A 26,450-nucleotide genomic window follows, 5' to 3' on the forward strand; every position below is an offset into this window, starting at 1 on the left:
TCGGCACCTCGCGGGGATCACGGCGAACCCGTGCCCCCTGCCTACGGAGAGAAACGGGACCCCGGTATGCACAGTGAACCCCGCAAGTCTGCTCACCCCGCACCGTGGCGGGGCAAACCAGCGGCGCAGCAGCCGCTCTGGCCCGACGGCACTGCGTTGAAGCAGGTTGTGTCCGATCTGGCGCAGTCCCCTCCGCTGGTGTTCGCAGGAGAGTGCGACCTGCTGCGTACCCGGCTGGCGGCTGTGGCACGCGGTGAGGCTTTCGTCCTTCAGGGCGGTGACTGCGCCGAATCCTTTGCCGCGCTGTCCGCGGAGCAGATACGCAACAAGCTCAAGACTCTCCTGCAGATGTCGGCGATCCTCACGTACGCCAGTTCCGTGCCGGTGATCAAAATAGGGCGCATCGCCGGCCAGTACGCCAAGCCGCGTTCTCGGCCCACCGAGACCCGGGACGGTGTTGAGCTTCCTTCCTACCGTGGTGATGCGGTCAACGACATCGCCTTCACCTCCCAGGCCCGTACACCGCAGCCGGAACGGCTGCGCCGCATGTACCACGCCTCCGCCATCACGATGAATCTGCTGCGTGGCTTCATCGCCGGCGGTTACGCCGATCTTCGTCAGGTCCATGAATGGAACCGTGACTTCGTGGCCTCCTCGCCGGTGGGCCACCGCTACGAAGCCCTGGCGGGCAGTATCGATGGTGCTCTGGCCTTCCTGGCGGCCTCGGGAGCCAGTCCTTCCGAGTTCGCCTCGACCGAGTTCTTCGCCAGCCACGAGGCCCTCCTTCTCGACTACGAAGACGCGCTCACCCGCGTGGACACTCGCACCGGTGACCTGTACGACACGTCGGGGCACATGGTGTGGATCGGCGAGCGGACCCGCCGGCTCGACGGCGCGCATGTGGAGTTCGCTGCCGGCATCCGCAATCCGGTCGGCGTGAAGCTCGGGCCCTCCACGACGGCGGACGACGCCCTCGCGCTCATTGACCGGCTCGATCCGGGCCGTGAGGCAGGGCGCCTGACGTTCATCACCCGCATGGGCAAGGACCGTGTCCGTGATCATCTGCCGGAGCTCGTGGAGAAGGTCACCGCATCCGGTGCGCAGGTCGCCTGGATCTGCGATCCCATGCACGGCAACACCTACGAAGCGACCAGCGGGTACAAGACCCGCGACTTCGCCCACATCCTCGACGAAGTGACGGGTTTCTTCGAGGTGCACCGCGCCTTGGGCACGCATCCCGGTGGCGTCCACATCGAGCTGACCGGCGACGAAGTGACCGAGTGTGTGGGTGGCGGCAGCGCCCTGGAGGACGGCGACCTCGACGGGCGCTACGAAACCGCCTGCGATCCCCGTCTCAACCGGCTTCAGTCTCTCGACCTGGCATTTCAAGTGGCCGAACTGTACGGGCAGGCACGAGTAACGCCGCAGACACGCCGTCAGGGCACCTGAGCGCCGGGGCGACCATAGGAAAGCGGGGAAACCATGCCCATGTGGGCACTACGCGGCGCGGTCCAACTGGATACCGACGACAAGCAGCACCTGCTGGACCGCTCCCAGGAACTGTTCACCATCATGCTCAACTCCAACGCCATCGGCCCTCAGGACCTCGTCAGTGTGATCTGCACGGCCACTGCGGATCTGCGCAGCGCGTTTCCCGCCGCAGCCCTGCGCACCATGGGCCTCGAAGACGTGCCCTTGATGTGCGCGCAGGAACTCGACATCGAAGGCGCGTTGCCCCGGGTCGTGCGCATCATGGCGCACGTGGAGACGGCACAGGCGCGTCCCGAGGTGCGGCACATCTATCTGGGAGGGGCGGCGGCCCTGCGCCGCGACCTCGTCAGCCAGTCGGGGGAGAGCCTGTGATACGTACCGCAGCCGTCGTCGGCACCGGTCTGATCGGCACGTCCGTCGGCCTGGCTCTCACTGCCCGCGGTGTGCACGTCCACCTCCAGGACGCGGACACGGCCGCGGCCCGCATCGCCGAAGCCAGAGGCGCGGGCACGACCGCCCCCAGCTCTCGGCCCGTCGACCTGGCCATTCTCGCTGTGCCGCCCGCTCAGGTCGCCACCGTGCTGCAACAGCAACAACGGCGGCTGCTCGCGTACTCCTACACCGACGTCACCAGCGTCAAGCGGGGACCGGAGCGGGAGGTCGCGGGCGGAAGCGCTGACTCGGCCACGTTCATCGGCGGACATCCCATGGCCGGCGCCGAGCGTTCCGGGCCGTGGGCCGCCTGCGCCACGCTGTTCGAGGGCAGGCCCTGGGCGCTGACCCCGCTCCCCCGCACCACCAGGGAGACGGTCAACCGGGCCCTGGAGCTGGTTTCCCTGTGTGGTGCCGTGCCCATCCTGATGGAGAGCGGCGTCCATGACCATGCTGTCGCTGCTGTCTCGCACACACCTCATCTGGTTGCCGCGCTGATGGCGGCGCAGCTGGCGCGGATCTCGGATGACGCCGCACGCCTGGCCGGCCAAGGCGTCCGTGACGTCACCCGCATCGCGGACGGCGATCCCGCGCTGTGGACGCAGATCCTGCAGGCCAACGCAGCCGCTGTAGCGGATGTCCTCCAAGATCTTGGGCGGGATCTGGAGGAAGCTGTGGAAGCGCTGCGCACGTTGCACGAGGGAGCAGCCGGCGAGCGGCTCGCGGCGGCCGGCCGCGTCACCCGGCTCCTGGCGCAGGGCAGGCAAGGGCGTAGCCGTATCTCTGGCAAACACGGTAGTGCTCCTGCTGTGTTCACGCCCGTTCGCGTCCACGTCGGGGACCGGCCCGGCGAGCTCTCGCAGCTGTTGGCCGAAGCTGCGGCGCTCGACATCAATGTCGAAGACATGTCCATCGAGCACGCGCAGCAGGATTCCACCGGAGTGGTCGAACTCGCGGTGGCAGCCACCGCGGCTCCGGTTCTTTCCCGTAGGCTCACGGAGCAGGGATGGGATGTACAGCATGTGGCTGCGTCCGGCGACGTCGGCGAGACGATCGTCCGCAGCACGAAGCCGCTTGCGGCTGCCCGACTGGGGTGACCGGTCCCGTTGGCTTCCGCTCCCCGCCCTTAGGGCAGGGATTCCTACCCCGGTCCTCCGACCGTCTCGGTGGGTTCCGGCTTCACCGCGCTGCGCCGGGAGGAGTCCCGGTCCTACCTGCGCTCCACAGGCTGACACCGCCAGTCCGGCGGCCTTGGCGACGTAGACCGCCGCGTTGATGTCACGGTCGAGGACGGCCCCAAGCCCCTCCACGTCCACTCCCGGACGTTGAGGGGCTTGGGGCCGTCCTCGACGCCGCACACGGAGCAGACCTGAGAGGTCAGCTCGAACCGTCCGATGCGGTGGAAGCCGCGGCCGAATACGCGGCCTTGTACTCCAGCATTGCCACGAACGCTGACCATCCCGCGATGTGCACGGACTTGGCCAGGCGCAGCGATCATCTCCGTGCCCGCCGGATGCACGAGTTGCTTGATGCTCTGGGGCGCGCTCGGCGCACAGGTCCACGCACCTGCCGGGAGCCGGCTCAGTTCCTCAGCGGCCTGCTCATGGCCGGCCCTGTGATGCGCCGCCCGCTCGCTGTCCGCGCGCAGGGCCTGGTCAGCCGTCCCTGTGTATCGATAGGACAGTTTCGCTGATGCGGAGATTCGGAGCCGGCGTTGAGCAGGTATCCGACGAGTAGATCTCCGTCCTGCCATGTGGCTGCAAACCGGCCGGCTGTGCCGTGGAACCCGATGCCTCGACGGCTTCGTACGTCGGAAGAAGCTTCATGCGCCGGTGAGGGCTGATCCGCTGACGCGGATCAGCCCTCACCGGCTTCTTCAGAGGTCCGCCTTGCTGGCGGTCTGCGGGCTCAGACCTCTTCGTGCTGCTTTGTCTGAACCGGAGCGTTTGCGGCTGCCGGTGTGACGGGTTCGGCGGTGGGGCGGGAGGCTGCGGTGCGCCGGCCCAGTTCGGGCAGGAGCGAGAGCAGGCCGAGTACGGCCAGCCCGGCGCCGAGCCACAGCGGAGCGCGGAGCCCGAAGTTGTCGACGAAGACACCGCCTACCGACGAGCCGATGATGATGCCCAGCGTGATGAAGGAGGAGTGGACGGTATTGACGAGCGGTCCGGCGTTACCGGTGCGCTGCACACGAGTGGCCATCGCGGGGTTCATCGTCACGCCGACCAGGCCGATGCCCATCATGAAGACGACGGCGGCGATGCTGAGGTCGGCGAAGAGTGCGAAGCAGCTGAGGAAGACAACGTTCAGGGCGAGGCCGACGGCCTGGACGCTGACGGTGCGGCGGTCGGCCAGGCGGCCCACCACTGAGTTGCCGACGACAGTTGCGGCTCCGTAGGCGATGAGCAGGACGGGGACGGTGGACTCGCTGAACCCGCTGACGTCGGTGAGGATCGGGTTGAAGTAGCTGAAGGCAGCGAAGGTGGCGCCGATGATCAGGGTGCTGGTGGAGAGCACCAGCCACAGGCGGGGCAGGCGGAAGACCTTGACCTCTTCCCGGAATGTTCCGGTGCTGCTGCCTGGCCGGTCCATGCGCGGCACTCCCCAGAACGTCGCTGCGGCGGCGATGACGGTGAGAACCGTGATGGCCCAGAATGCGGCACGCCAGCCGTAGTTGCCGCCGATGAACGTGGCCATGGGAAGCCCCAGCAGGGTGCCGAGCATGAGGCCGTTCATGGCGACGCCGATGGCACGCCCGCGCACTTCTTCCCGCGTCAGTGCGGAGCACACCGAGATCGCCACGCCGAAGAACGCCTGTGAAGCGACGCCTGTGACGACACGCGCGACCATCATCACGCTGTAGGAAGTCGCCGTGGCGGCAAGGAGGTTGCCTGCCAGGAAGATCGCAAAGATCAGGAGCAGTGCGGGCTTGGGCCGCAGCTTCATCAGCGCGATGGTCAGGAAGGGACCGCCCACGGCCATCGCGACGGCGAAGGTCGTGATGAGGTATCCGATCTGCGGGATGGTTGCGTTGAGGCCTTCTGCCATCTGGGGCATCAGGCCGGCGACGACGAACTCACTGGTCACCATGGCGAAGATGCCCATGGCCAGGACATATACGGCGCGTGGCATGTCAGTCACGTTCCTTCAAGAGTTTTGGACAGATGAGTACGAAATGAGGGTGTGGAACAGCCCTTCCCCGACCGGAGAAGATGCAGGGAGCGGCGCAGTGCCGGTCCGTCAGTTCACGAAAGCCTCGAGAGCGGTAGCGGCGATGAACGCCAGGGTCCGGCGATCCGCGCCTCCCTGCGCGGCGACTCGCATGCCCGCGATGGCGGCATTGAGGTAGGCGGCAAGATCCTCCGGCCGGTGCGTACCGGAGATCTCGCCGCTGCGCTGGCCGGCGGCGATGGTGTCGCTCAGGGCGGCGATCCTGCGCTTCTGGTCCCGCCCGAGGACGGCGGCAACGGCGGGATCGTGCCCCGCCAGTTCGACGGTGCTGTTCACTCCGAGGCAGCCTATGCCCCAGCCGTCGTGCCGGTTGGCTTCCTCGATGTCCAGGACCGACTCCAAAAGCGCCTCCAGCCGGGTGACGGCAGGCTGCGCAGCATCCTCCAGCAGTGCCACCTGAGCTTCCGTCATGCTCTGCGTGTAGTGCGTCAGCGCACGCAGAAAGAGCGCGTGCTTGCTGGAGAACGTGTTGTAGAGGCTGCTGCGCCCGAGCCCGGTGGCCGCGCACAGGTCCTGGGTCGAAGTGGCTTCGTAGCCCTTCAGCCAGAACTGGCGCATGGCCGCCTCCACGGCGCGCACTTCGTCGAACTCCCTCGGCCGTGCCATAAAGGCAGCCTAACAGGTTTTGTATCGACCAGTGCAATACATGGAGGGCGGGCCCAAAGGCCTCACGCGGCCGCACGGACTCAGGCACTTCGCACCTCCATGACCGGCGCGGGAAGCCGGTCCAGGTGCCGGAAGTGGAAGGCGGCGGAGGCCAGGGTCATGTGGTGGTGCCAGCCGGGAAACGACCGGCCCTCGAAATCGAGCAGGCCCAGATCGTCCTTCATGTGCCGCAACGTGGCATCGGTCGTCACGGACCGGCGGGCAAGAGAGCGCACCTGCTCAGCTCCCACACCCCGCATCGAGGTGACCCAGTAGCGGTGAAATCCGGCTTCGGTCTTCGACGGTTCGGCAATCAGCTGCAGCACCTGCCGGCCGGCCGGCGCTCCCGGCCGGGACGCGAGACGCACGGGCATGGAGAGCGGTCGGTCGCCTGCGGCGCGATACCGGGACCGCGCCGTGCGCGCACCCTCCTCAGCGGTGACCGGCCGCGCCACAACGGGTGCGGGGGCATCGGGATGCGACACGGGAATGACCGGCTGCGAAGCCGGGACCTCGATGACGAAAGCCCTCCTCTGGAAGGCCAGCTGCAGCGCCAGATGCGTGACATCCCAGGCGGCATCGAGCCCGAACACCAGGGGAAGGGAGCCCGGGACACCACGCCCCGCCACCTGGGTGACCATGTCGAGAGCCAGCGCCCGCGCCGGCAGCGGAGTCAGCCTGTCCGGAATCCTGGCCCGGCGGCGCCGCTCCAGGTCCCCGCACCAGGCGTCATCCATGAGGAGCCGCCAGGAGACAGGCAGACTCGAGCGGTCATCCGTCAGGAAGAGACCGATCCCGATCTGGCAATTGACCCGGCGCCCGGAAGGCAGGTCCGTGTGCTGCCTGACCCCCACCGAGTGACGGCCGCGCTTCTCCAGGAGAACCGTGCCGATCGTCCACGCCGGCGACGACAGCGCCGACACCGCCAGCCGGGCCAGCTCCCGCTGAGCGGTCTCCCAGTTCCAGGGACTGGCGGTCACGAACTGCTGCAGGGCCTGAGGAGCACTCGCCGGAAGCGCAAGAGTCCGCGCCATGTGACGCACCGTCTTCCTGCCCGGAGTGGACAACAGCCCCCGCAGATAGGTATCCGCCCAACGCCGCTGGTCAACGCGCTGCAGATAGCCGAACACATGACTGGAGAAGTCGGATACAGAGTGCCGCCCGGGCGCAGAGTGCTCACGGAGTACGGGCTGTGCTCCCACTGCTGACCTCCTGGATGTATGTGCGCCCGCAGGACCGGCAAGTACCGGCACGTGCGCCCCCGATCAGGTTCCCAGAGAACATAGCAAAAACTATTCTTTTTTTTGAGGTGGTCCATGAATCCGCTACAACTTGGTCAACTAGCCGTTGCCCGCAACGGTTTGCCAGTGGACCGTGTCCCACCATGCGGACAGGTAGAGCAGGAGGAAGGCGCGGTGCGTGCAGCGAGCAGAGGGCGCCCTCCGGCATGGTGAGACAGCAGCGAGCCGAGCGGACACGGACAGCTCTCCTGCGAGCCGCCGCGGAGGAGATGGACGAACTCGGCTACTGCGGTGCCTCACTGAACCGGACATGCGCCTTGGCAGGCGTCACGATGGGAGCCCTGACCTTCCATTTCCCGACCAAGGACCGACTGGCGGACGCCGTCATCGCAGCCGGCACGTCCAGCGTCGATGCCGCAGTGCGCAGGATCCCGGAACTGGCTCTGTCACCACTTGGCAAGGTCAGGCTCATGCTGCTCACGGTCGGCGGCCTCCTCCACCACGACTGCGTGGTCCGCGCCGCAGCGCGGCTCAGCCGGGAGCTCTCGCCGTCCGGGGACTGGACGAATGCCTGGCTCCCCCTCACCGAAGAGCTCATCGCCCAGGCACAGTCCCAAGGACAGCTGCGCCGAAGCCTCCGCTCAGCGGACGTGTCCCGGCTCTTCGCCTACCTCTGCAGCGGAATCGAAGCCCAGGCACGGGAGCGGGCGGCGCACCCCGACACCGGGAGGGCCGACGACGCCGTGCACCAACTCGTGCGCCTGTGGGACGCCGTGCTGCACGGGCTGATCACAGCCGGACCGGACGCCAACTGCTCCCCGCCACACAGTGAGAGGCCCTGAACAAGGCTCTCCTGATCACACCCGAACCCGCTGGCCCGGCGGCAGAACCCACCGGCTCCGCCAACCGCTCCTCAAGCCCAGCCCAGCACAGCCCAGCCCCTGCAGCACGCAACCGAAGCGGAGCGCGCGCCACCGACCCGCAACTTATCGAACTCTCTGTAGCCTCACCCGCCCTCGTAGCGCACCATCGGCCCCAGGGGCGCGGCGTCGGCACACACCATCGAGCGCTCACCGGCACAGCTCCGGCGACCATGCCGGCCAACCGGCCCCGCTCCCGCCCCACCATGCCCAACGGCATCCACCGACGAAGGACCCACGATCCATGCGCGCTCTCGTAGTCGATCATTCGGCACCCAGCAGGCTCACCATGGCCACCGTCCCCGACCCCGAACCCGGACCGGACGAGGTGCTCGTCAAAGTGGTGGCGACCTCGCTGAACTACGGAGAACTACCCAGGGACGACGACGTCGCTGAAGGCTCCGTACCCGGCTGGGACGCAGCAGGCATCGTCGAGAAGGCAGCGGCATCCGGCCGCGGACCCCGAGCAGGACAACGCGTGGTGACCTGGGGATGGTCCGGAGGCTGGGCCCAGCTGCGCGCCGTCAGCCATCAGGAACTGGCGGTCCTGCCCGACGAGCTCGAGCTCTCCCGGGCCGCAGCACTTCCGGTGGCTGGACTCACAGCGTTGCGCGCCCTGCGCAAAGCAACTGTCCTGCCCGGTCAGCGCGTCGCCATCACAGGGGCATCCGGCGGAGTGGGCCACTTCGCCGTGCAACTGGCTCATCTGGCAGGCGCCGAAGTCTACGCACTGTCCACGGACCCGACGCGAACCGGCTGGCTCACCTCACTCGGCGCGGACCACGTACTGACCCACCCCGGCCAGCTCGACTCGCCACTGGACCTCGTACTGGACAACGTGGGAGGAGACCAGCTCGCGGAGATACTCGGCCACATGAACACCGGCGGCACCGTCATCTCCATCGGTGCAACCTCGGCCGCGGCCACCACCCTCCAGCCCTACCAGCTGGTACAGGCGAGCCTCACCATCACCGGCCTCCAGGCAGGCGGCGACACAGGCAACGACCTCGCCCACCTCGCAGCCATGGCTGCCGACGGACGCCTCACAGTCGGAGCCGACACCGTGAGCAGCTGGGAAAACGCCCCACAACTGGCAGCCGACCTGATAGCCCGGCGCATCAGAGGCAAAGCCGTACTGACCGTCGACTGACCGCCACCCACGGCGCGGGACGCCTGTCAGGGACGCGGGGCTTTCTCACCATGCATGGCTGTGTATTCGGCCGCGAGCCAAGAGCCAAGGTCGTTGATCAGCATCCCGAGCAACGCCGGGTCGGGTGAGGGCACACGTCCGGCGGACGCGGCGACACGCATCTGCTCGGCGCGCTCGGGGTAGTAGCGGCCGAAGAGCTCGGCGGACTGGTCAAGGTCGCTGGTCCAGCCGTCCCAACGGGGCATGATCAGAGTAAAACCTGTGCGGACGATGCGACGACCAACAAAACGGCTGAGGGACCGGCGATCGGCGTCCGTCGTGGCTTCAGCTGCTTTGGCACGCCAGCGTGGAAGCACGCGGGCAAGGTCACCGTTGGTCTCCCGCGCGAGTAGGGCTGTCGGGCGGTACCGGGGCAGTTGTTCTGCGAGGTCAGGGCCAAGCAGCGGGGTACAGAGGCACGCGATGAAGAATCCGCCGTCGTGACGGTCGACGTCACTGAGCAGCAACCGCGTACTGGTCAGCAAGATCCCGACGCCATCGATCTGCGGGAATGCACGGTCGAGCACGACCTCGATGGCTTTGGCGTCAGCGCGGTCGGCTTCGGTGGGCTCACCGTACAGGGCGAGCTGAAGGTCGAGGTCGGAGACTCCAGGGGTGGCGGTGCCACGGGGGATGCTTCCGTAGAGGTAGGCGCTGTGCAGGCGCATACTGTCGAACGTCTCGGTGATACGAGCGCGGGCGGCATCGACGACGGGAACGAACGCTGCCCGCACTCGGTCCAGTGCGCCTTCGCGTGCGATCGTTCCATCGCGGTCCAGTCCTCGTTCGTCCATGCGGCTACTGTGCCTCGGGCTGTTGCGTGCTGCCGAGCGGATTTCCGGGACGGTATGGCGTCCGTGAATCGCACCGCTCACGCATCCGCCGGCGAAAGGGGTGACACCGGCCCTCCAGGGTCGATCGACGCGACCTTGCCGTCCTCGTTAAACATCCCGGCGGACGCCACGACATTTACCGCACCCCGGCGCGCACCGCAGGTGCGCTGGATCGCTGACCTGCGTTTTTGCGGCGGGGCGCAAAGGCCTCGCTAGCCATGCTCGCGTCAGCGATGCTCGCTCTCAAGCGGCGCACGTGGTGCGCCTGGGCGGCGCACCGTCGTCCGCTACGGGGAGGATTCTCATGTTGGGAACGTTGAAGCTCAAGCTCCTGGGTACTGCCACGGCGGCCGGCATCCTGGCCATCGGAATTGCGGCCTCGCCCGCTCAGGCACAGGGGACGACCTGGTGCGACAACCTGGAGATCGGCGGTGAGGTGGCTGCCCGTGGTTGCTTCTCGGAGTACGGGGATCACGTATATGCCGGCGACTACCGGGCTGACGGCTGGCGAGCGGTCACCGAGTGGAAGACCAACTACGGTCGCACCGGTGAGTGTCACGACGACAGGGGCGCAACCGACACCCTGGTCGACTGCAACTACGACATGGCCGAGTCCGGCAGTATCACCTTCCGAATCGTGGTGCGTAACGGTGAGGACGGCACCAACCAGTACCAGACCGGTTGGCACAAGTACGTGCCGATCGGCGGCTAGGACTTCTCCGGGCAATGATGTGCGGAGCCAGATGACCAGGACGTAAGCCACTCGTGGAAACGCTGTCGGGGACGTTGTTGGCGAAGGCGACGATGGCATGGCCGCAGGCTGTCTGGCCCGGCGGCTGCTGATCGACGTCATACGGTTCCGAGTTCGGACGGGGATTCCGTGGCGGTCCGTACTCACCGAGTACGGACCGCGGCTCGGCTCTACAAGTTGACAGTGGTGATGGCCGGACAGTGCGGGGGCTCGACGCAGTTCGCACCCTGGAAAGGCGTTGCCCGTCGATCCGGCTGTTACCCGACCACCATGACCGCGGCATCTACCTGCCTCGATAGCCTTCGCCCTCGTCAGGCCGGCACTGCACGTAGTCCCGGTGGTGAGGTCAGTCGTCGGGTGGCAGTTGGGGCATCAAGGGCAGCGCAGCATTTGTATGGGCCGCGAAGGACTCGCGAGTAGTTCAGAGAAGCTGGTCATGTGCTCACCCCTCCGGCCGGATCCGGCCCAACCGCACGGCTCGTCGACATCCGCGATAACCTCCTTGCCCGCATCGGCGCAGCCGAGACGTAAGGCCGGCTCGGCGAGGTCGAAGGTCTCCAGGTCAGCCGGTCCGGCGCCCAGAAGAGGCTCCGCGTTCAAGGATGCGTGCGTCAAACGCCCGTCAGAACACGATCAAGTGCCGCCCGGCCTGCCGGTCCCCAGTTCGGCTTGCCGCCGGGAAGCCCCCGATCTCCGTTCTGCCCCATGAGCATCAGGAAGAGGCTCTTCATAGCGGCCAGCCCGCGGGCGCGCCGGATCGCCGCCTCGTCTGCGTACGCGTACATCTCGAAGAACCGTGAGGCCGTGCCCGAGGGCAGCAGCACCCATGCGGCGGCGAGGTCCCACGCCGGATCGCCGGCGAACATGTCACCGAAGTCGACGATGCCCGAGAGCGTTCCGTCCGAGACAACGACGTTCGCGGGATGGAGGTCGCCGTGCACCCACACCCGCGGGCCTCCCCACGCGTGGGCGGCAACGGCATCGTCCCAGACAGCCCGGACATCGGCAGCGATGTCGTCGGGGACAACGGCCTGGAAGAGGTTCTCGAAGCCGTCCGTGCAGTTCTTGGGATGGGCACCGCGGTCCGTAGCGATCGGCGCCTCGGCGGGCGCCTCGACATGGAGCGCCCGGAGGAAACCCGCCAACGTGTCGGCCGCGTGGTCGCCGCGGCTGATCGAGCCGTGGTCCAGCGGCTCGCCGGGAACCCACGTCATCACGGTCCAGTGCTTGGGGAAGCGCTCGGACGGTTCGCCGAACCGCACCGGCATCGGCACCGGGAGCGGCAGGCGCGGGGCCAGCACAGGTAGCCACCGCCGCTCCTTGAGCTGGAGCTCCGGGGTGGGGTCCATGCGCTGCATGCGCACGGCCAACTCGTCCCCGAGACGCCACATTTGGTTGCCCCAACCGCCCGCCACCTCGCGGATGGCCAGACCTGCAAGGTCTGGATGTTGCTCCTCCAGCAGGTCGCGGACCAGGTCTGCGGTGATCTCGATCTCGGTGTCGGTCATGCGAAGTCACAGTACTGAGGGGGCGGACGGAGCGGGCTCTCGCTCTCTGGAACGTCTCGACCTGGTTCGTCCCCCGCTCGGCCCCACTTTGAGAGACGGGAGCCGGGGCCACCTTCCTCGCGCCGGCGGCGTGCTGGTGGGCTCGTACTGCTGTCGAGTCCACCGATACGCCCCAGTCGATCCCGCCCGACGCGTCCTCGACTGCCTGAATGCGGGACAGCAGCATCTGCCAAGTCCCATCAGCTGACCAGCGACGATGTCGCCTATAGACCGTCTCCCGCGGCCCGAACCGCTCGGGCAGATCCCGCCACTGCACGCCGGTCCGCACCCGGTGGAGAACCCCATTGATCACCCGACGGTGGTCGCTCCACCGACCACCACGCACACCATCGGGAGGCAAGAGCGACTCCAGCCGACCCCACTCCGCATTCGTCGGATCCCCACGACCCATGAAGCCGGCCTGGCCCCAACACCCCACCCACGTCCGGGCATCAGAGGAACCAAGGGGCCGTGTTCCAGTGAGGTCACCCTGCTCGTACTCCGCTCCCCGCAGCGGCCTCCCGTACAGCCCTTATGAGCGGGGTCCTGGCTGCGACTGTCCGACCGGCTGGGAGAACTCTGGGGCCGCCTGGCGTTCGAGGCAGCGGACTGTCGGCCCCTCGTCCGGGACGGACGGCACCGCGGCAGGGCCCTCCCGCGTCGGTTCCCAGGCTGCCGCGCACAGGGACTCGGCCACGGCGGCTGTGTAACGGGCGGCGGTGAGCCAGTACATGGCGAAGCCGTCGGTGTCGGCAGGGAGGAGACGGCCGAAGAGATCGCGATCGCGTCGGGCCGCCGAGGTGCACAGGGCGGTGAGGAGTCCGGCGGCCGTGGGGAGGCCCGCGCGGCGGAGGCGCCAGGTCTCGGCGGTGACGTCGCCGAGCATGCCGAGGGCGGCGCGGCCCGCCGGGACCGTCTGCTCGACCCGGCGCTCCAGGAGGTACAGCGGCGAGTGGGCGCCGGACTCCCCGGGCTGTGGCGGGGCGGGACGCACATGGGCAGCCGGGTCCGGGAGGTCGGCGCGGCGCAGTCGGTCGAGGCCGAGGTCGATCGTGCCCTCGCCGGTGGGGTGCGAGCAGGCGAGGAGGGTGAGCCGGGGGTGGAGGGCGGGCACCAGGCGGCCGATGATCCTCAGCCGTGTCCCCGGCGCCGCGGCCAGCAGCATCAGGTTGTCGCGATGGGCCAGCGCGGGATCGTCGTCGGCGACGGCGAGCCGGACGGGAACGCTTCCCTCGCACAGCGCGAGCAGGGAGGTGCCGCCCGACTCCCGTACAGGACCGATGAGTTCGACGTCCAGGAAGAGCAGGTCGCTGCCGCCGCCGTCCGGGTCCGCGTAACGGGAGGTGGACCGCAGGGCGCGGGCGGCCTGTTCGGACGGCGGCGTCTCCCACAGCGCGGCGAGCGGCGGCTCCGTCCACGCCGCACCCTTGGCGCTGACGGCCTTGACGCCCTTCCCGGCGCCCAGTCTCCCGTCCGGCGAGACCGTCGCCCCCGAGACCGCAAGGCCTGCCCGGCCCAGCTCCCGGTGGGTGAGCGAGCAGTCCCCCAGGCGCACGGCCCGGTCGGCCACGCCCACGGCGCGACCGACGCCGCCGGGTGCCACGTCACCGACCGTGCAGAGGCGGCCGTCGGATCCGGCGACCCAGGTGCGGACGCCGCCGTGCCCCGAGTCGGTGACCACGGGTTCGGTGAACAGGCCGTACAGGCGCAGCGAGCCGTCCGGGCTGTACGGGCGGCGCGCACGGCCTCTGACGGCGGCAAGCTCCGCTCCGGACGCCGTCCCCACCCGGTGTGCGGTGCCGAGGAGTTCGGCCAGAGCCGTGACGAGCCCGGCGGTGCGGTAGGACGGGTCCCCGGCGCGGGCCGCGCGCAGCAGCGTGACGACGGACAGCGCGGCGCCCGCGGCGCGCGGCAGCTGCCGGAGCCGGGCGGTGTGCGCGGCGCGGAGGAGGGCCGACTGGGTGACGGCGCCGGCCCCGTCGACGCCGGCCTCCAGCACGGCGGCGCCCGCCGACCACAGGGCGTCGGCCGCGGCACGCTGGGCTGGGCTCGCCACCTCGGGCGAGGGGGCGGAACCGGAGGTGCCGGGGTCCGTTGCGGAGGCGGATCCGGGAACCTCCCGGGTGGGCCGGTCGGCGAGGTCGGGCTCCGGTTCCGCCGTGGGGGCGGCGCAGGCGGCGGCCGCGCGGTGGACACATGCCGGGGCGAGGAGGCAACCGCAGGTGATGGCGTCCGCCGTCGCCACCACACCGCCGGGGCAGTGCAGGCGCAACTCGGTGTCGTCGTCGACCGCGATCGTCACCGTGTCCCCGACGCGGTGCGTCGGGCGGGCGCCGAGCTTGGTGACTGCCGCGTCCAGCCGCTTGCGCAGCCGGGGCGAGAGGTCCTCCACCAGCGTCGCCGTGACCTCCGGCGCGACGGGTGGCAACTGGGCGGCGGTCATGCGGTCTTCTCCCCTATCCAGCGGGCCAGTTCGAGTGGGCTGAGGGCCGCCACGGGCATGCCGGCGGCCACGAGCTGCCCGGCGACGCCCGTCGAGTAGCGGGGCCGACCGGCGTCGTCGAGACTCGCGCACCCCAGGACGTGGCAGCCGGTGGTCACCAGTGCCCGTACCTCGGCCAGCAGTCCGCCGAGCGGCGCGCCCTCCTCGAAGTCGCTGATGACGACGACGAGGGTGCGGGCGGGCACCGTGATCAGGCTGCGGGCGTGCCGCAGCCCGGCGGCAATGTGCGTGCCCCCGCCCACGCTCACCTCCAGCAGGAGGGACAGGGGATCGTGCACGTGGCCGGTGAGGTCGACGACCTCCGTGGAGAAGGCCAGGAAATGGGTGCTCAGGGTCGGCACCCCGGCGAGCACGGAGGCGGTCAGCGCGGACCAGATCGTGGACGCCTCCATGGATCCGGAGACGTCGGTGACCAGGATCAGGCGCCAGTCGGCCGACCGGCGGACGCGGCTGCGGAACACCGGCTTCTCGGGGATCACCTGGACCGTTCCGTCGGCCGTCCGGCGGGCGGTGGCCAGGTTGGCACGCAGCGTGCGTGGCAAGTCCAGCCGGCCGCCGGGGCGGCGGGTGGGCCGGGCCGCCATCGTGCCGGTGAGGGCGGGTCGCAACCGGGTGGCGAGCTGCCGGGTCAGTTCGTCGACCAGGTGGCGGACCAGCGGCCGGAGCGCCGCGATGCGGGCTTCGGGGAGGCCGCCGGCGTACCGCAGGATCGTCCGGAGCAGTTCCACGGAGGGGGTGGCGGCCGCCGGGTCGAGCTCGGCGAGGACGTCCTGCCGGCCTGTCACGGCTGCGGCGGCGAGGACCTCCTCGCGGATGCCGGGGCCGAACAGCGCGGCCAGTTCCTCGGACCACTCGCGGACGCCGGGGAACGACGGTTCCCGGCCGCCGCGCGATCCGGAGCCGCCACCGTGACCGGGGACGGGCATGCCGCTGCGGGACCCCTCGCCGTGCCCCGCGCCGTAGAGCTCGTCCAGAGCGGTCGCCAGGCGGGCCGCGCCGGGGGGCAGTTGGTCGGGACGCCGGCCGAGCACGAGCCGCCACCGGTCGGCGGGCGCCAGGGTCCGCGCGGGGGTGGCACCGGTGGAGGACTCTGGCGCGGGTGTGAGGACGCGCGTTGCGGCAGGGTGGCCCGACAGTGGTGGGAACCGGTCGTCGTGGGCGGGTGGCGGGACGGGCAGGCCGAGGCCTGTCAGGAGCTCGCGGGCCGCGAGGTCGGCGGCCGTCCGGCGGGCCAGCTCGGCCGGATCGTCCGCGTCGAGGGTGCCCACCCGTTCGCCCAGCCGCTCCTCGACGGTGTCCAGCAGTCGGTCCCGGGCGGCCGGGCTCAGGGTGTCGAAGCCACCGCGCAGGGCCGGCAGCCGGGCCAGGAACGCGGCGTCGTCCAGCTCGACGACCCGGAGCAGCAACGGGTCCAGGGCTCCGACACCGACGGTCAGGAGCGGGCCCGCCACCGTCAGGACGCCGGTGAGGCGGGCGGTGAGCGCGGCCCGGGAGGTGCTGTCCACGGCTCCGTCCACCCAGGAGGCGACGCGCCCGCCGAACCTCTCGGGCTCTTCGTGACCCGTGAGCACCCTGACCGCTCCGGCGGCCGCGGCGATCAGCGGGGTGCCGTCGGCGGCCAGCCGGGCGAGGGCGTCGGTGAGCCGGATGCCGCCCACCCGGTCGGCACGCTGGGCCAGTTCGAGCAGTGCCCGGGCGTCCTCGGGCTCCTCGGAGCCGGCCAGGCCGTCGACCTGGCGGACCGCAGCCGAAGTCAGGAGTTCGGCCACGGGCGCGGTGCGGGAGGCACGGGCGGAGACGGTGGTGGCGGTGGCGGCGTCGTCCGGGGCTGAGGGGTCCTCGGGCGCGGCCAGGCCAGGCAGGTGGTCGGCGTCGATGCGATCCAGCAGGTCGAGCCCGGTGAGAAGTTCGGGAAGGGTGCCGCTCGCGGGGAGTACGGCCGCCAGTTCCGTCAGCCGTTCGTCGGCCAGGGCCAGGAGCCCGCACTCGGCGGCCTCCGTGAGGCCGCGGACGACCTGGGCGGCCGTCGGGCCGCCCTCCGCGCGCTCGGCCGCGTGCCGCTGCCGCAGCACGCCCTCGGCCGCCTGGGCCGGGGTGACGCCGCGGGCGCCGGCCGCGGTGAGCATCGCGGCCGTCGCCGGGGTCCACCTCACCTGCCAGCGCGTCGTGAGTCCTTCCGTGCCCGCCGCGCCGGTCACCTCCTGCTCCTGCGCGTAGGGGATGCCGCACACCGTCAGCCTGCGCAGCAGCAGTTCGCGGCGCCGGTCCAGGGTGGAGCGCGCCGGGTCGAGCCGTAGGTCGCGCGGTGTCTTCTCGTGCGTGTCCTGCGGGCCGGGGAGGGAGAGCGCCGCGGTCTCGGCCTCGACGGCGGGGCCCAGTCCGCTGCGCGGAGCGGCAGGCGCGGGCCGTCCCGTGCGAGCTCCGACGAGTACGCGTTCGAGGGCCAGGGCGACGGCGCGGCCCGTGCCGTAGGTCTCGCCGCGCCCCAGCACCGTCTGCACGGCTTCCAGGAGTTCACCGCGGCCGGGGGCGGGCAGGCCGCGCAGGCGGGCCAGGTCACCGGCCACCCGGACGACCTCCCTGCCCTCCGCCGGGCCGTAGGGGTGGCCCTGTTCGCGCAGGGCGGCGCAGACGCGGACCGCGGTGCGGATGAGCGCCTCGTGGAGCGCGGCCGGGTCTCCGGCGGCGTCCAGGACGGTGTGCTGCCACTCCGGGTCCCGGATGCCGGCCGGGTATCCGGACCGTGAGTCGAGCAGCGGGTACGTGTACGGGACGAGGGAGACCGTGCACGCCGCCGTTCCGGACGCGCCGCTCAGGTGGCCGTCAGCGCCCGGCTCGGGCGCGGCGGCGGACGCGTCCGGAACGACCGGCACGTCCGGCGCGGGGCCCCCGGCGGCCCCGGCGGCCGATGGCAGCAGCGCCGGGGTGTGGAAGGCTCCCACCACCACGGCCGGCCGCCGCCCGCTTGCCAGGGCCTCGGCGACATGTCCGCGCATACATGCCTCGCGTACCAGGTCCGTGCCCTGCACCCCGTCCCGCGCCTCGGCCTCGTGGCGCAGCGCCCAGCCGGTGAGCAGGGCGGCACGGCGTAGCGCCTCGGGTGTCGAACCGGGCGCGAGGGCCTCCACCAGTCGGTCCCACAGGTCGTCGCCGTCCCGGCCGGTGAGCCGGGACCGGAGTGCGTCGGACAGCCCGTGCCCCTCCCCCGGCCTGGGCGCGGAGTCGGCGCCCGGGACGGGGGCGGGGGTGTCCGGACGGCCCCCCGCCCACGCCCGGTCCGCCAGCGGCAGGTCGCAGGCCACAGCCGGGACCCCGTTCCTTGCCGCCCAGCGCAGAGCGACCAGTTCGGGCGAGAAGTCCGCGAACGGGTAGAACGCCGGGCCCCGTTCGCCTGCCGGGCCGGGCCCGGGACCGTCGACGGGCACGGCGGCCAGCGCCACCGGGGCCTCGGTCTCCTCGTGGGCGAGCCAGCCCAGCCAGGGCTGGAACTCGGCGGGCAGTTCGACGAGAAGGACGTCGGGGGCAGCCGCGTCCAGCAGTGCGGGGAGGGCGGCCGCCAGCGAGGGCGCGTGGTGGCGCACCCCGATCAGGTACGGCAACCCGGGTCCGGTCGCCGCCAGGGCCGCCACCGCGGCCTCCGGGGTGGCGGGCCGGGCCGCCGGACCCGGCGCCGGGGAAGCGGCCTGCGCCCCTGCGGTGGGCGACGCCTCGGCGGTGGACCGCGCCCGGGAGGTGGACCGCGTCTCGGCGGTGGTCGACTCGCTCATCCGTCAGTTCTCCAGTACCGCGCGCAGATCCCACAGGGCACGCCAGGTGGCCGACCCCTGCTCCGCCCGCCTGCGCACCGGCCCGTCCCAGTACCCCAGCAGCCGTGCCGCGTCGGCGGGGTCGTCCTTTCGGACGACGCCGAGCAGATGTCCTGGCAGGAGGGAGAGCACGTCCCGGTCGCCGGGGAAATAGGCGGCGGCCAGGCCCATGGAGCCCGCGACGGAGACCGCTTCCGCCGTGCTCATCACCGTGGAGGGGCGCTCAACCTCCCAGCCCTCCACGGAGCGGCCCTCGCGCAGGTCCCTGAAAGCGGTGACGAGGGCTTCGAGGACCGCGTCGTCCACCTGGTAGGCGGCGCCCACGCGTTCGACGGCTGCCCGCGACTGGCGCCGCACGAGCGCGGTCTCGGCGTCCACGTCCCCGATGGGGCCCACGGTCTCGAAGTTGAAGCGCCGCTTCAGCGCGGCGGACATCTCCGAGACACCCTTGTCCCGCAGGTTGGCGGTGGCGATGAGGGTGAACCCGGGGGCCGCGTGCACCTGGGCGCCCTCCCCGCCCGCGAGTTCGGGGACCGCGATCCGCCGCTCGGAGAGGAGTGACACGAGGGCGTCCTGGACCTCCGGCAGGCAGCGGGTGACCTCCTCGACGCGGGCGACGGCCCCCCGGGTCATGGCGGTGAGTACCGGGGAGGGCACCAGGGCCTGCTCGGTGGGGCCCTGGGCGAGCAGCAGCGCGTAGTTCCAGCCGTACTTGAGCTGGTCCTCGGTGGTGCCCGCGGTGCCCTGCACGGTGAGCGCACTGGTCCCGCAGACGGCCGCCGACAGCAGCTCGGAGAGCATGGACTTCGCGGTACCCGGTTCGCCCACGAGCAGAAGCCCGCGCTCTCCGGCAAGGGTGACCACGCACCGTTCGACCAGGGCGCGCTCGCCGACGAACTTCTGCTCGATCACCAGGCGGCGCGGCACCCCGGCCGCGGGCCGGGCGTCCTTCGGCAGGCTCAGTGCCTCGCCCGCGCTGCCCATCACGAACGTGACGACGGCGCGCGGGGTGAGCAGCCAGCCGGGTGGGCGGGGCCCGGAGTCGTGGGCGGCGAGGAAGGCCAGTTCGGTGGCGTACCGGTCCTCGGGCAGCGTGACCTGGCGGTGTTCCCGGCCGGGCGCCGCCGCCCGGTCCGGGACACCGCCCGTGCAGGCGTCCATGGTGGTCGTGGTGTCGTTCGTCATCGGCGACGGCCCTTCCGGGTTGCGCGGGTGTCCAGTTCTTCGAAGGCGGGGGCGTCGCCGTCGCGGACCCGTGCCCAGGCGGCTGCGAACAGCGCGGGCACGGGGAGGTGGGGCAGGGTCCGGGCGGACCCTGCCACGGGATACAGGCTTTCCTTCCAGGTCTCCAGCGGCAGCCCGGGGGCGCCGCGCTCGAGCCAGCCGCAGGGGAGGAACAGGGTGCGGCCGGCCCGGGAGCGCTTCGCCTCCACGACGATGTCGGTGGCGGCGAGTTCCGCCCGGGCCTTCTTGACCCGTGCCGGCTTCCACTCGGTCCAGCGCACGCAGTTGCGGTCCGTCGGGTCGGGCAGGGCGAGCAGCATCAGGTAGAGGGCGGCGGCGTCCGCGTCCAGGCCGAGGCCGTCGACGACCTCGGCCACCAGGTCCGGCACCGAGCGCGTCGGGTCCTGGGCCGGGTGGTGCGGGGAGCCGTCGGGGGCGCCCGCCGAGGTCAACGCGTCGATCTCCTCACCCTGCAGCGCACGCAGGGCGAGCAGATCGCCGGTGTGGTACCCGCCGACGGTGCCCTCGACAAGGCCGAACGCCGGGTCGTCGGGGCCTGCCAGTCCGGCCGGGCGAATCAGCAGCTTCTCGTTGTTGCCGTGGCCGGGCGCGAGGAGCAGCGCCGCGCCGGCCCGGACCAGACCGTCGGCGCCGGCGCCGCCGGACTCGGGGAGCCCGTGGGCGGCGCGGACCACGGGGCCGATCGAGCCCCCCGACTCGGTCCAGTCCAGACCGAGGTCCAGCACCAGGTCCGGGTCGGCGAGGCGGCCACGCAGGGCCGCGAGCCCGACGGGCAGGTGCGCCCGAAGCGGGTGCCCGTACGGCAGGGTGTAGGCGAGGGTGCGCAGGGCGGTCAGGGACGAGGAGACCGCACCGCGTGCGCCCACCCGGCGCAGCCCCGGGCGACCGGTGCCGTCCTGGACATCGGTGCCGTGGGCGAGCCAGGTCCGGGAGCCCGCGTTGAGGACCAGGGCGACGGCGCCCGGGTCGGTGCCCGACAGGTCGAGGTCCAGTTCCTCGGGGACGCGGACGAGGGAGGCCAGGCGCTCCTGCCAGACCTCGGCGGCGGCCCTGACGTCGGGGCCCGTGGACCACAGCTCCGCCGGGTCCGCGGGCAGCATTGCTCGGAGCACGGCGTGCCGGTCGTCGTGGGGCAGCGCGTTCAGCCTGGCCTGGGCCGCCTCGAACGCACGTGTCTTCATCCCGAGCAGCGCGAGCGCCTCGGCGCCGGGCTCCTCGACGGCCGCCGACAGCAGGGCGGCGGACTGGAGGGCACCGATCCGGGTGGCCGTGTGGAACGCTGCGGCGGCTTCCGGACGCCAGGGGGCGGGGCCCTGCTCCCGTACCAGGGCGGTGAGCCGGGTGAGCCGGTCGCGGGCGATGCCCTGCCGGTGGACGTGCTCGCGGTCCAGGGTGAAGCCGGGAACGGGGCCGAAGGCGCCGGTCGGGTCGTGGTCCAGGGCGAGCCAGCGTGCCGCGTCGTTCCGCGAGTTCCGGCCGCGGTTGGCGATGACCACGACGGTGCGGCTGCCCTTGCGCAGCACCTGGCCGAGGCGGTGCAGGACCTCGTGGCTTCCCGGCCCGGCCGTCCCTGCGCCGAACGGCTCGACGAGCTCCACCTGCCGGACCGTGCCCGCCGGGTCGGCCAGCGGTCCCGCGGCGAGGGTTTCCAGCAGTACGAGGAGTCCGGCGCGGTGCTCGGCCGAGGTGGTCGCCGAGGCGGCCCGGTAGGCCAGTTCGGGCAGCTTGTCGAGGAGGGAGGTCCAGGCCAGGGAGTCACCGGGCACGGTGTACTCGTCCCGCTGCCAGCCGTCCGCGGGGACGAACGGGACCGTGGGCGGGGTGGGCGGGCCGAACGCCGGCTCGCCGCCGAGGACATGGTTGACGGCGAGGATCTGCCGGACCGCGGTCCACCGGCTCACGGCTCCCCACCAGTTGCCGTGCATCCGGTCGGAGCCCCAGACGGTGGCGTTCCGCAGGGTCGTGTCGTCGCCGTGCTCCGGCTTGTGATCGTAGAACATGCCCTGGGTGCGCGCCGGGTCCCGGGGGGTGGCCGGCTGTACGGGCTTCGGCGGTTCCAGGTACCGGGCGGCTGCGACAGCCCGGTCCACCGCGTTCCGGACGAGCCCGGTGACGCCCGCGAGGAGCCGTGCGTCGGACACCTCCGGAAGCACCTGGGCGACGGCCTCCTGGCTCATCTCCCGCGATGAGGGCCCGGTGTACTCCTTGACGGCCCGGAACGCCTCCAGGTGCCGGGCGACCGCTTCGGCGACCACCTTGAACAGATCCCCCGCCCGGGAGTCCGTCAGGTTCCGCAGGGCGGTGGAGCCCCGCTCGTCCCTCGGGCGCAGGGCGTGCCAGTAGGCGACGGGTGGCACGTAGGGGGTGCCCGCCGCGTCGTTCCCACCGGAGGAGTCGGGGGTGACGGACCACAAGCCGCCACCGGTGCCGTCCGTGTCCGCCGGGTACGCCTCGACGGAGCGGTGGTGCAGGGCCGCGACCGGCCGTGACCCGCCGGGCAGGGTGAGGGCGCCGAGCGGCACCGGGGAGCCGCCGTCGGGCAGCGGCTGCGGCAGGGCAACCGTGTGGCCGTCGGGGGTGCCGGCGACGATCCGGTGCCCGTCGGCGGGGGCGGCCGTGCCGGGCTCGGTGACGGTGCGGCGGACCCAGCGGCCGAGGACCGTGCCGTCCGTGCCGAACGGGGTGGTCTCGAGGCCGGGCTGGAGGGGCAGCACCTGGCAGCGCTCGGTGAGCAGCCGGGTGCCGTCCTGCACTCCGGAGCGGAGGAAGGCGGGGAGGGATGCGCGGCCGTGCGTGCCGCCGGCCGGGTCGTACTCCAGCCACACCCGCTGCGTGCCCTGGTGGCCCTCCCGCCAGAGACCTGTGCCGTCGGAGATGACGGCGCGCTGAGGCGGGAGGGAGGTGTCGCCCGCGTGCAGGGCCTTGCCGCCGGTGGCGCGGCCGCCGCTGGGCAGCGGCAGGCAGACCTCGTCCGAGGGGCCGGAGCCGCCCCAGCGAGCGATCTGCTCGCCGCCGACGGTGAACACCTCGGCGGGGCGGTGCGACCAGTAGCCGCGCTGCTTGCCGTCCTCCCACCAGATGACCAGCAACTCGCCGTCGACGTAACGGAAGGCGAGCGTCCGCCAGTGGTCGACCGTGGCGGGCACCCGCAGGGTGTGCCGCAGCAGGACGCCTTCCGGGCCGATGACGACGGCCCGTTCGAGAGTGTTCAGGATCAGGGCGGGCCAGGCGCCGGTGACACCGACGCTCTCCGACCGGTGGCGCTGCTGACGCGTGGCGACCTCAGCGGCCAGTTCGGTGTAGGTCTCGTCGAGCGCGGGCCAGCCCAGTTCGTCGAGGACGCCGGTACGCAGGGTGGAGGCGAGCAGCGGCACGACATCGTGGCCCGTGAGGAGTCGCACGGCCTCCGGGGCGACGTCTGCGACCACGTCGCGGAACAAAGAGAGCCTGTTGAGAGCGGAGTGCAGCCCGGGAAGCCCTCGCGCGGCCGTGTACTCCTCGGCGCGGGCGGTCAGCCACTCCCGCAGGATTCCGGAGAGCACCGGGTGCGCCGCCAGCTTCGCCATGCCGGCGTCGCTCAGCCGCTGACCGTGTCCGTCGCCGAGGCTGCCGATGTTCCGGCTCAGAAGGGCGCGGAAGAACCGCTGTTCGGCGACGGCGGCGAGATCCCGCGCGCCGGGGGCGGTGTCGGTGAGCCACGGGCCGACCAGGACACCGGAGGACCGCGCGGTGCCCGTGTCCTGGCCGTCCGGCTCTGCGACGGGGACGCCGGAGGCCAGGCAGAGGTCGAGAAGGTCCAGGTCGGCGGTGCGCTGCCAGCGGCCCTGGAACAGCTCGACGGGGCGCCCGTCGGCGCGCAGCCGGTCCGCCATCCGGGCGGCCAGGTCCAGGGTCTGCGGGCTGCGGCCCGAGGTGACCCGGTTGCGCCGGCGGTGTGCCTCCCAGCGGGCGAGCCAGTCCGCCGGGGAGACGGACGGGGCGGCAGAGTCGGAGGGAGCGTTGTCGGAGGTGTTCGGGAGGGCGGTCAGCAGGTCCTCGGCGCCGGACTCGGCCAGCAACGCGAGCCAGCCGGATTCGCTGTCCTCGTCCCGTTCGCTCTCGTTGAAGGTATCCGGGAAGAAGCCGAGGAGCCGGAGCCGCACGGCCGCATCCCGTCGGGCGAGGGCGATGAGCGCCGAGCGGTAGGTCGCCCAGAACGAGGCGGGGGCGCGGACGACTCCCGGGGAGCCGATCAGATCGGCCACGAGCTCGCGTTCGGCGGCCTCGCGGTCCAGCCCGGCGGCCTTGACCAGCGCGCGCACGTCCTGCGGCAGCGCCGCGTACGGCGGCATGCCTGCCGCGCAGCGCTCGACCAGCAGACGGCGGTACTGCGCCCAGGCGTCGGCCGGTGCGAGCCGGGCCACCAAGTCCCGCACGTACTGCCGCAGCGCCTTGACGGTCAGCGCGCCGGCGAAGGCGAACTCCAGGAAGACGGCCCGCTGCCGGTCCTCGTCCACGACCAGCCCGTGCACCCGCTCGGCCTCGCGGGCCTTGCCGAAGAAGGAGGCGGCGTAGGTGGTGTTCTCGGCCTGGAGGTAGAGGCGTGCCACCTGCTCGTAGAAGGTGGGGAGGAAGTGGGGCACGGCCCGGCCGAGCCGGGTGCCGAGTGCGTCGAAGCCCTCCTTGGCCGCTCCGGCGCGGGTCCTGGCCTGCCGGCCCAGCCGCTCGATGTCCTTGACCAGGGCCAGGGCGTGGTGCCCGTTGGCCGGGTCGTTGACCAGCGCCCAGGCCGGGAAGCCCAGCGTCTCGCGGCGCACTTGGCCCACGAGCGGGGCATCGGCGGTCCGGGCCAGCCCGAGGAACTCCAGGGCCAGGTCCTCGGCTTCGCCGAGAGTGCCGGGCACGAGCCGGACCACGGGGCGGTCACCGAGGGCGGTGTGCGTGTAGGTGCGGGCGGTCAGCGCGTCGGCGTCGTCCCGGTCGGTGGTGCCGGCCGGAAGGATTGCCCCCGCGTCCAGCAGGGCCGCCGCGCGGGCCTCGGCGGCGGAGGTGCTCCCGCCTCGGGCCTGGGCGGGGAGGAACGCCGCGCCCGCTTCCGTCGTGTTCTCGTCGGTGTTCGTCGTCGTGATGCTCATGCCGCCCGCTCCTCGTCCTCCACGTCGCGGCCGGCGTAGAGTGCCGCCGCCATGCGCATGCCCTCGGACCATGCGACGGGGCCGACCTCGGCGGCCGTCAGCGCGCGCCCCGCGGGGTCGGTCCAGCCCAGGGGGCCCGTCTCGGTGCCGTAGTCGTCGTATCCGTCGTGCTCGCCGATCCAGATGCGCGCCTCGGCGGTGGCGCCGTCCTCGACGACCGGGCAGACCGCGTATCCGCCGCGCGACCGGTACCCGAGTTGGGTGACGCGGCCGTGCAGGAAGCGCACTTCCTTGAACACGCCGCCGGCGTAGGTGTCCACGGAGGTGGTCTCCGGGGTGAGGCCGGGCGGACGGCGCCACACCTCGCGGAACAACTGCTCCACGTTCTGGCGCACCCCCAGTTCGACGGCGAACTCCCTCAGATCGTCGAGGTCTTCGAGGAGGACGGGGTGGGGCACGCTGACGACGTCCGGGGTGATGCGGACCGTGTCGCCGTCCAGGTCGACGAGGCCGAGACCGCGGTCGGGGTCGACATCGCGCAGGAACCCGGCGACCCCGCCGTCCGCGCCGGTGACCACCACGTCCCGCAGGGCCGCCTGCCATGCCGGGTCGGGCCAGACCTGGGCGAGCACGGCCGTGGGGACGGGCAACGAACGCACCATCCACTGCTCGACGTCGGTCCGGCACTGGCGTTCGTGCCGCTCCAGCCACTCGGTCAACTGCCGGAGTCCGACGACCGCCGGATCGTCCTTCAATTTGGCCGGGACGGACTTCAGCCGTCGGCCTTTCCCGTTGCGGCAGACCACCTGGCCCGCCTCCAGGGCGACTTCGTAGTCGCCCGCCGGAACCCACCCCATGCGCTGTTCTCCCCGTTGTTCCGGACGGCCGCCGAACCGGCGGCACGCTGATGAAGCCCGTCTACGGCAACGCACCGTGACGAGTGGGAGAGACTCTAGGCGTCCCCAGTGACAACGGGTCCGGGCCCCCTGCGCTTCGTCATACGGGCCCGCGCCCCAGAAGTGACGCCATTGGGTCCCCCAGTGGGTGAACGGTGGAGACAGCCGTCGCGACGTCGAAGGAGCGGTCCTTCGAACGGCAGGCCCTCCGCGGCCGCGGCCACACACGGCGCCGAGCCGACAGGTCGCAGTCCTCGCATGCCCGGCGATGGCTCCACCGCGGTCACGTCGCGATCGGCAGGTTCGCAGGAAGCCGGTGCCTGCCCCGACGTTCAGCGCCGTCTGCGCGTCCCCGAGCGGCTCGAGGATCTGCGCGGCGACCTGCGGCTCGGTGCGCCGTGTCGCGGTGTGAGCGCTGCCGATCTCGTCGTACAGCCGTGCACCGAGGCAGCCGGGGCCGGAGGGCTCGGAACCATGGCGCTGTTCGGCGTACACCCCCTGATCTGGGGCTTCGCGATCCTGTGGACGAGGTTCGCGGTCTTCTGGATCGTGGGTGCCTGGCGGATCGGGTGACCGCCGGATCGGGTGACAGCCCCACCCGGACCACCA

At 71.6% G+C, this 26,450-nt stretch carries 16 protein-coding genes and 3 pseudogenes; 6 read left to right on the forward strand and 13 right to left on the reverse strand.

Annotated elements, in window-relative coordinates; genetic code table 11:
• Positions 1-66 precede the first annotated feature (66 nt).
• From OG257_RS04160 to OG257_RS04170, 3 genes are read left to right on the forward strand one after another with little or no spacing between them, the layout of a single operon-like run.
• Complete coding sequence (locus OG257_RS04160; RefSeq protein WP_329204821.1) at positions 67-1,449, forward strand: class II 3-deoxy-7-phosphoheptulonate synthase; 1,383 nt, start codon at positions 67-69, stop codon at positions 1,447-1,449.
• A 33-nt stretch (positions 1,450-1,482) separates the two neighbouring features.
• The gene (aroH, locus tag OG257_RS04165) at positions 1,483-1,863 is read left to right on the forward strand and encodes a chorismate mutase (RefSeq protein WP_329204823.1); all 381 of its coding nucleotides are present in this window, start codon (positions 1,483-1,485) and stop codon (positions 1,861-1,863) included.
• Entirely contained in the window at positions 1,860-3,020 is a 1,161-nt protein-coding gene (locus OG257_RS04170) for a prephenate dehydrogenase (RefSeq protein ID WP_329204824.1), read from the forward strand. The genes aroH and OG257_RS04170 overlap by 4 nt, the downstream gene beginning before the upstream one ends.
• A 30-nt stretch (positions 3,021-3,050) precedes the next feature.
• Here the strand turns inward: OG257_RS04170 and OG257_RS04175 are convergent.
• The 4 genes and pseudogenes from OG257_RS04175 to OG257_RS04190 all read right to left on the reverse strand — a co-directional run.
• Positions 3,051-3,411 (reverse strand): annotated as a pseudogene (locus OG257_RS04175) (zinc ribbon domain-containing protein); the annotation flags it as partial.
• A 420-nt stretch (positions 3,412-3,831) separates the two neighbouring features.
• Positions 3,832-5,052: an MFS transporter gene (locus OG257_RS04180; RefSeq protein ID WP_329204825.1), complete on the reverse strand. Its 1,221-nt coding sequence runs from the start codon at positions 5,050-5,052 to the stop codon at positions 3,832-3,834.
• Between the two features lie 108 nt (positions 5,053-5,160).
• Entirely contained in the window at positions 5,161-5,757 is a 597-nt protein-coding gene (locus tag OG257_RS04185) for a TetR/AcrR family transcriptional regulator (protein WP_329204827.1), read from the reverse strand.
• Between the two features lie 80 nt (positions 5,758-5,837).
• On the reverse strand, positions 5,838-6,998 hold the full coding sequence (locus tag OG257_RS04190; RefSeq protein WP_443054281.1) for an IS701 family transposase: 1,161 nt from the start codon (positions 6,996-6,998) through the stop codon (positions 5,838-5,840).
• A 245-nt stretch (positions 6,999-7,243) separates the two neighbouring features.
• Here OG257_RS04190 and OG257_RS04195 point away from each other — a divergent pair, with 245 nt between their 5' ends.
• The gene (locus tag OG257_RS04195) at positions 7,244-7,879 is read left to right on the forward strand and encodes a TetR/AcrR family transcriptional regulator (protein ID WP_329204829.1); all 636 of its coding nucleotides are present in this window, start codon (positions 7,244-7,246) and stop codon (positions 7,877-7,879) included.
• 322 nt (positions 7,880-8,201) lie between these two features.
• Positions 8,202-9,107, forward strand: coding sequence for a zinc-binding dehydrogenase (locus OG257_RS04200; RefSeq protein WP_329204831.1), 906 nt, complete (start codon positions 8,202-8,204; stop codon positions 9,105-9,107).
• A gap of 26 nt (positions 9,108-9,133) precedes the next feature.
• Here the strand turns inward: OG257_RS04200 and OG257_RS04205 are convergent, their stop codons facing one another.
• Positions 9,134-9,940 carry a nucleotidyltransferase domain-containing protein gene (locus tag OG257_RS04205; protein ID WP_329204833.1) on the reverse strand — a complete coding sequence of 269 codons (807 nt, stop codon included), beginning with the start codon at positions 9,938-9,940 and terminating at the stop codon, positions 9,134-9,136.
• A gap of 343 nt (positions 9,941-10,283) precedes the next feature.
• Here OG257_RS04205 and OG257_RS04210 point away from each other — a divergent pair, with 343 nt between their 5' ends.
• The gene (locus tag OG257_RS04210) at positions 10,284-10,691 is read left to right on the forward strand and encodes a hypothetical protein (RefSeq protein ID WP_329204834.1); all 408 of its coding nucleotides are present in this window, start codon (positions 10,284-10,286) and stop codon (positions 10,689-10,691) included.
• 650 nt (positions 10,692-11,341) lie between these two features.
• Here the strand turns inward: OG257_RS04210 and OG257_RS04215 are convergent.
• The 8 genes and pseudogenes from OG257_RS04215 to OG257_RS04250 all read right to left on the reverse strand — a co-directional run.
• Positions 11,342-12,238: an aminoglycoside phosphotransferase family protein gene (locus OG257_RS04215; RefSeq protein WP_329204836.1), complete on the reverse strand. Its 897-nt coding sequence runs from the start codon at positions 12,236-12,238 to the stop codon at positions 11,342-11,344.
• Positions 12,239-12,275: 37 nt separating this feature from the next.
• Positions 12,276-12,689, reverse strand: a pseudogene (locus tag OG257_RS04220) (IS5 family transposase); the annotation flags it as partial.
• A 120-nt stretch (positions 12,690-12,809) separates the two neighbouring features.
• Positions 12,810-14,720 carry a hypothetical protein gene (locus OG257_RS04225; RefSeq protein ID WP_329204837.1) on the reverse strand — a complete coding sequence of 637 codons (1,911 nt, stop codon included), beginning with the start codon at positions 14,718-14,720 and terminating at the stop codon, positions 12,810-12,812.
• Entirely contained in the window at positions 14,717-18,547 is a 3,831-nt protein-coding gene (locus tag OG257_RS04230) for a vWA domain-containing protein (RefSeq protein ID WP_329204839.1), read from the reverse strand. Before OG257_RS04230 ends, OG257_RS04225 begins: the two co-directional genes overlap by 4 nt.
• Positions 18,548-18,550: 3 nt before the next feature.
• On the reverse strand, positions 18,551-19,771 hold the full coding sequence (locus OG257_RS04235; RefSeq protein WP_329204841.1) for an AAA family ATPase: 1,221 nt from the start codon (positions 19,769-19,771) through the stop codon (positions 18,551-18,553).
• On the reverse strand, positions 19,768-24,945 hold the full coding sequence (locus OG257_RS04240; RefSeq protein WP_329204843.1) for a hypothetical protein: 5,178 nt from the start codon (positions 24,943-24,945) through the stop codon (positions 19,768-19,770). Before OG257_RS04240 ends, OG257_RS04235 begins: the two co-directional genes overlap by 4 nt.
• The gene (locus tag OG257_RS04245; RefSeq protein WP_329204846.1) at positions 24,942-25,802 is read right to left on the reverse strand and encodes a DUF4132 domain-containing protein; all 861 of its coding nucleotides are present in this window, start codon (positions 25,800-25,802) and stop codon (positions 24,942-24,944) included. The genes OG257_RS04240 and OG257_RS04245 overlap by 4 nt, the downstream gene beginning before the upstream one ends.
• A 160-nt stretch (positions 25,803-25,962) precedes the next feature.
• A pseudogene (locus OG257_RS04250) lies at positions 25,963-26,288 on the reverse strand (class I SAM-dependent methyltransferase); the annotation flags it as partial.
• Positions 26,289-26,450 lie beyond the last annotated feature (162 nt).

The sequence above is a fragment of the Streptomyces sp. NBC_00683 genome (assembly GCF_036226745.1).
Lineage (GTDB): Bacteria > Actinomycetota > Actinomycetes > Streptomycetales > Streptomycetaceae > Streptomyces.

Bases quoted from the DNA above. Each gene is read 5' to 3' on its own strand.
- OG257_RS04160 (WP_329204821.1), top strand. From the start codon at position 67: ATGCACAGTGAACCCCGCAAGTCTGCTCACCCCGCACCGTGGCGGGGC.
- aroH (WP_329204823.1), top strand. From the start codon at position 1,483: ATGCCCATGTGGGCACTACGCGGCGCGGTCCAACTGGATACCGACGAC.
- OG257_RS04180 (WP_329204825.1), bottom strand. From the start codon at position 5,052: ATGCCACGCGCCGTATATGTCCTGGCCATGGGCATCTTCGCCATGGTG.
- OG257_RS04185 (WP_329204827.1), bottom strand. From the start codon at position 5,757: ATGGCACGGCCGAGGGAGTTCGACGAAGTGCGCGCCGTGGAGGCGGCC.
- OG257_RS04195 (WP_329204829.1), top strand. From the start codon at position 7,244: ATGGTGAGACAGCAGCGAGCCGAGCGGACACGGACAGCTCTCCTGCGA.
- OG257_RS04200 (WP_329204831.1), top strand. From the start codon at position 8,202: ATGCGCGCTCTCGTAGTCGATCATTCGGCACCCAGCAGGCTCACCATG.
- OG257_RS04205 (WP_329204833.1), bottom strand. From the start codon at position 9,940: ATGGACGAACGAGGACTGGACCGCGATGGAACGATCGCACGCGAAGGC.
- OG257_RS04210 (WP_329204834.1), top strand. From the start codon at position 10,284: ATGTTGGGAACGTTGAAGCTCAAGCTCCTGGGTACTGCCACGGCGGCC.
- OG257_RS04215 (WP_329204836.1), bottom strand. From the start codon at position 12,238: ATGACCGACACCGAGATCGAGATCACCGCAGACCTGGTCCGCGACCTG.
- OG257_RS04225 (WP_329204837.1), bottom strand. From the start codon at position 14,720: ATGACCGCCGCCCAGTTGCCACCCGTCGCGCCGGAGGTCACGGCGACG.
- OG257_RS04230 (WP_329204839.1), bottom strand. From the start codon at position 18,547: ATGAGCGAGTCGACCACCGCCGAGACGCGGTCCACCTCCCGGGCGCGG.
- OG257_RS04235 (WP_329204841.1), bottom strand. From the start codon at position 19,771: ATGACGAACGACACCACGACCACCATGGACGCCTGCACGGGCGGTGTC.
- OG257_RS04240 (WP_329204843.1), bottom strand. From the start codon at position 24,945: ATGAGCATCACGACGACGAACACCGACGAGAACACGACGGAAGCGGGC.
- OG257_RS04245 (WP_329204846.1), bottom strand. From the start codon at position 25,802: ATGGGGTGGGTTCCGGCGGGCGACTACGAAGTCGCCCTGGAGGCGGGC.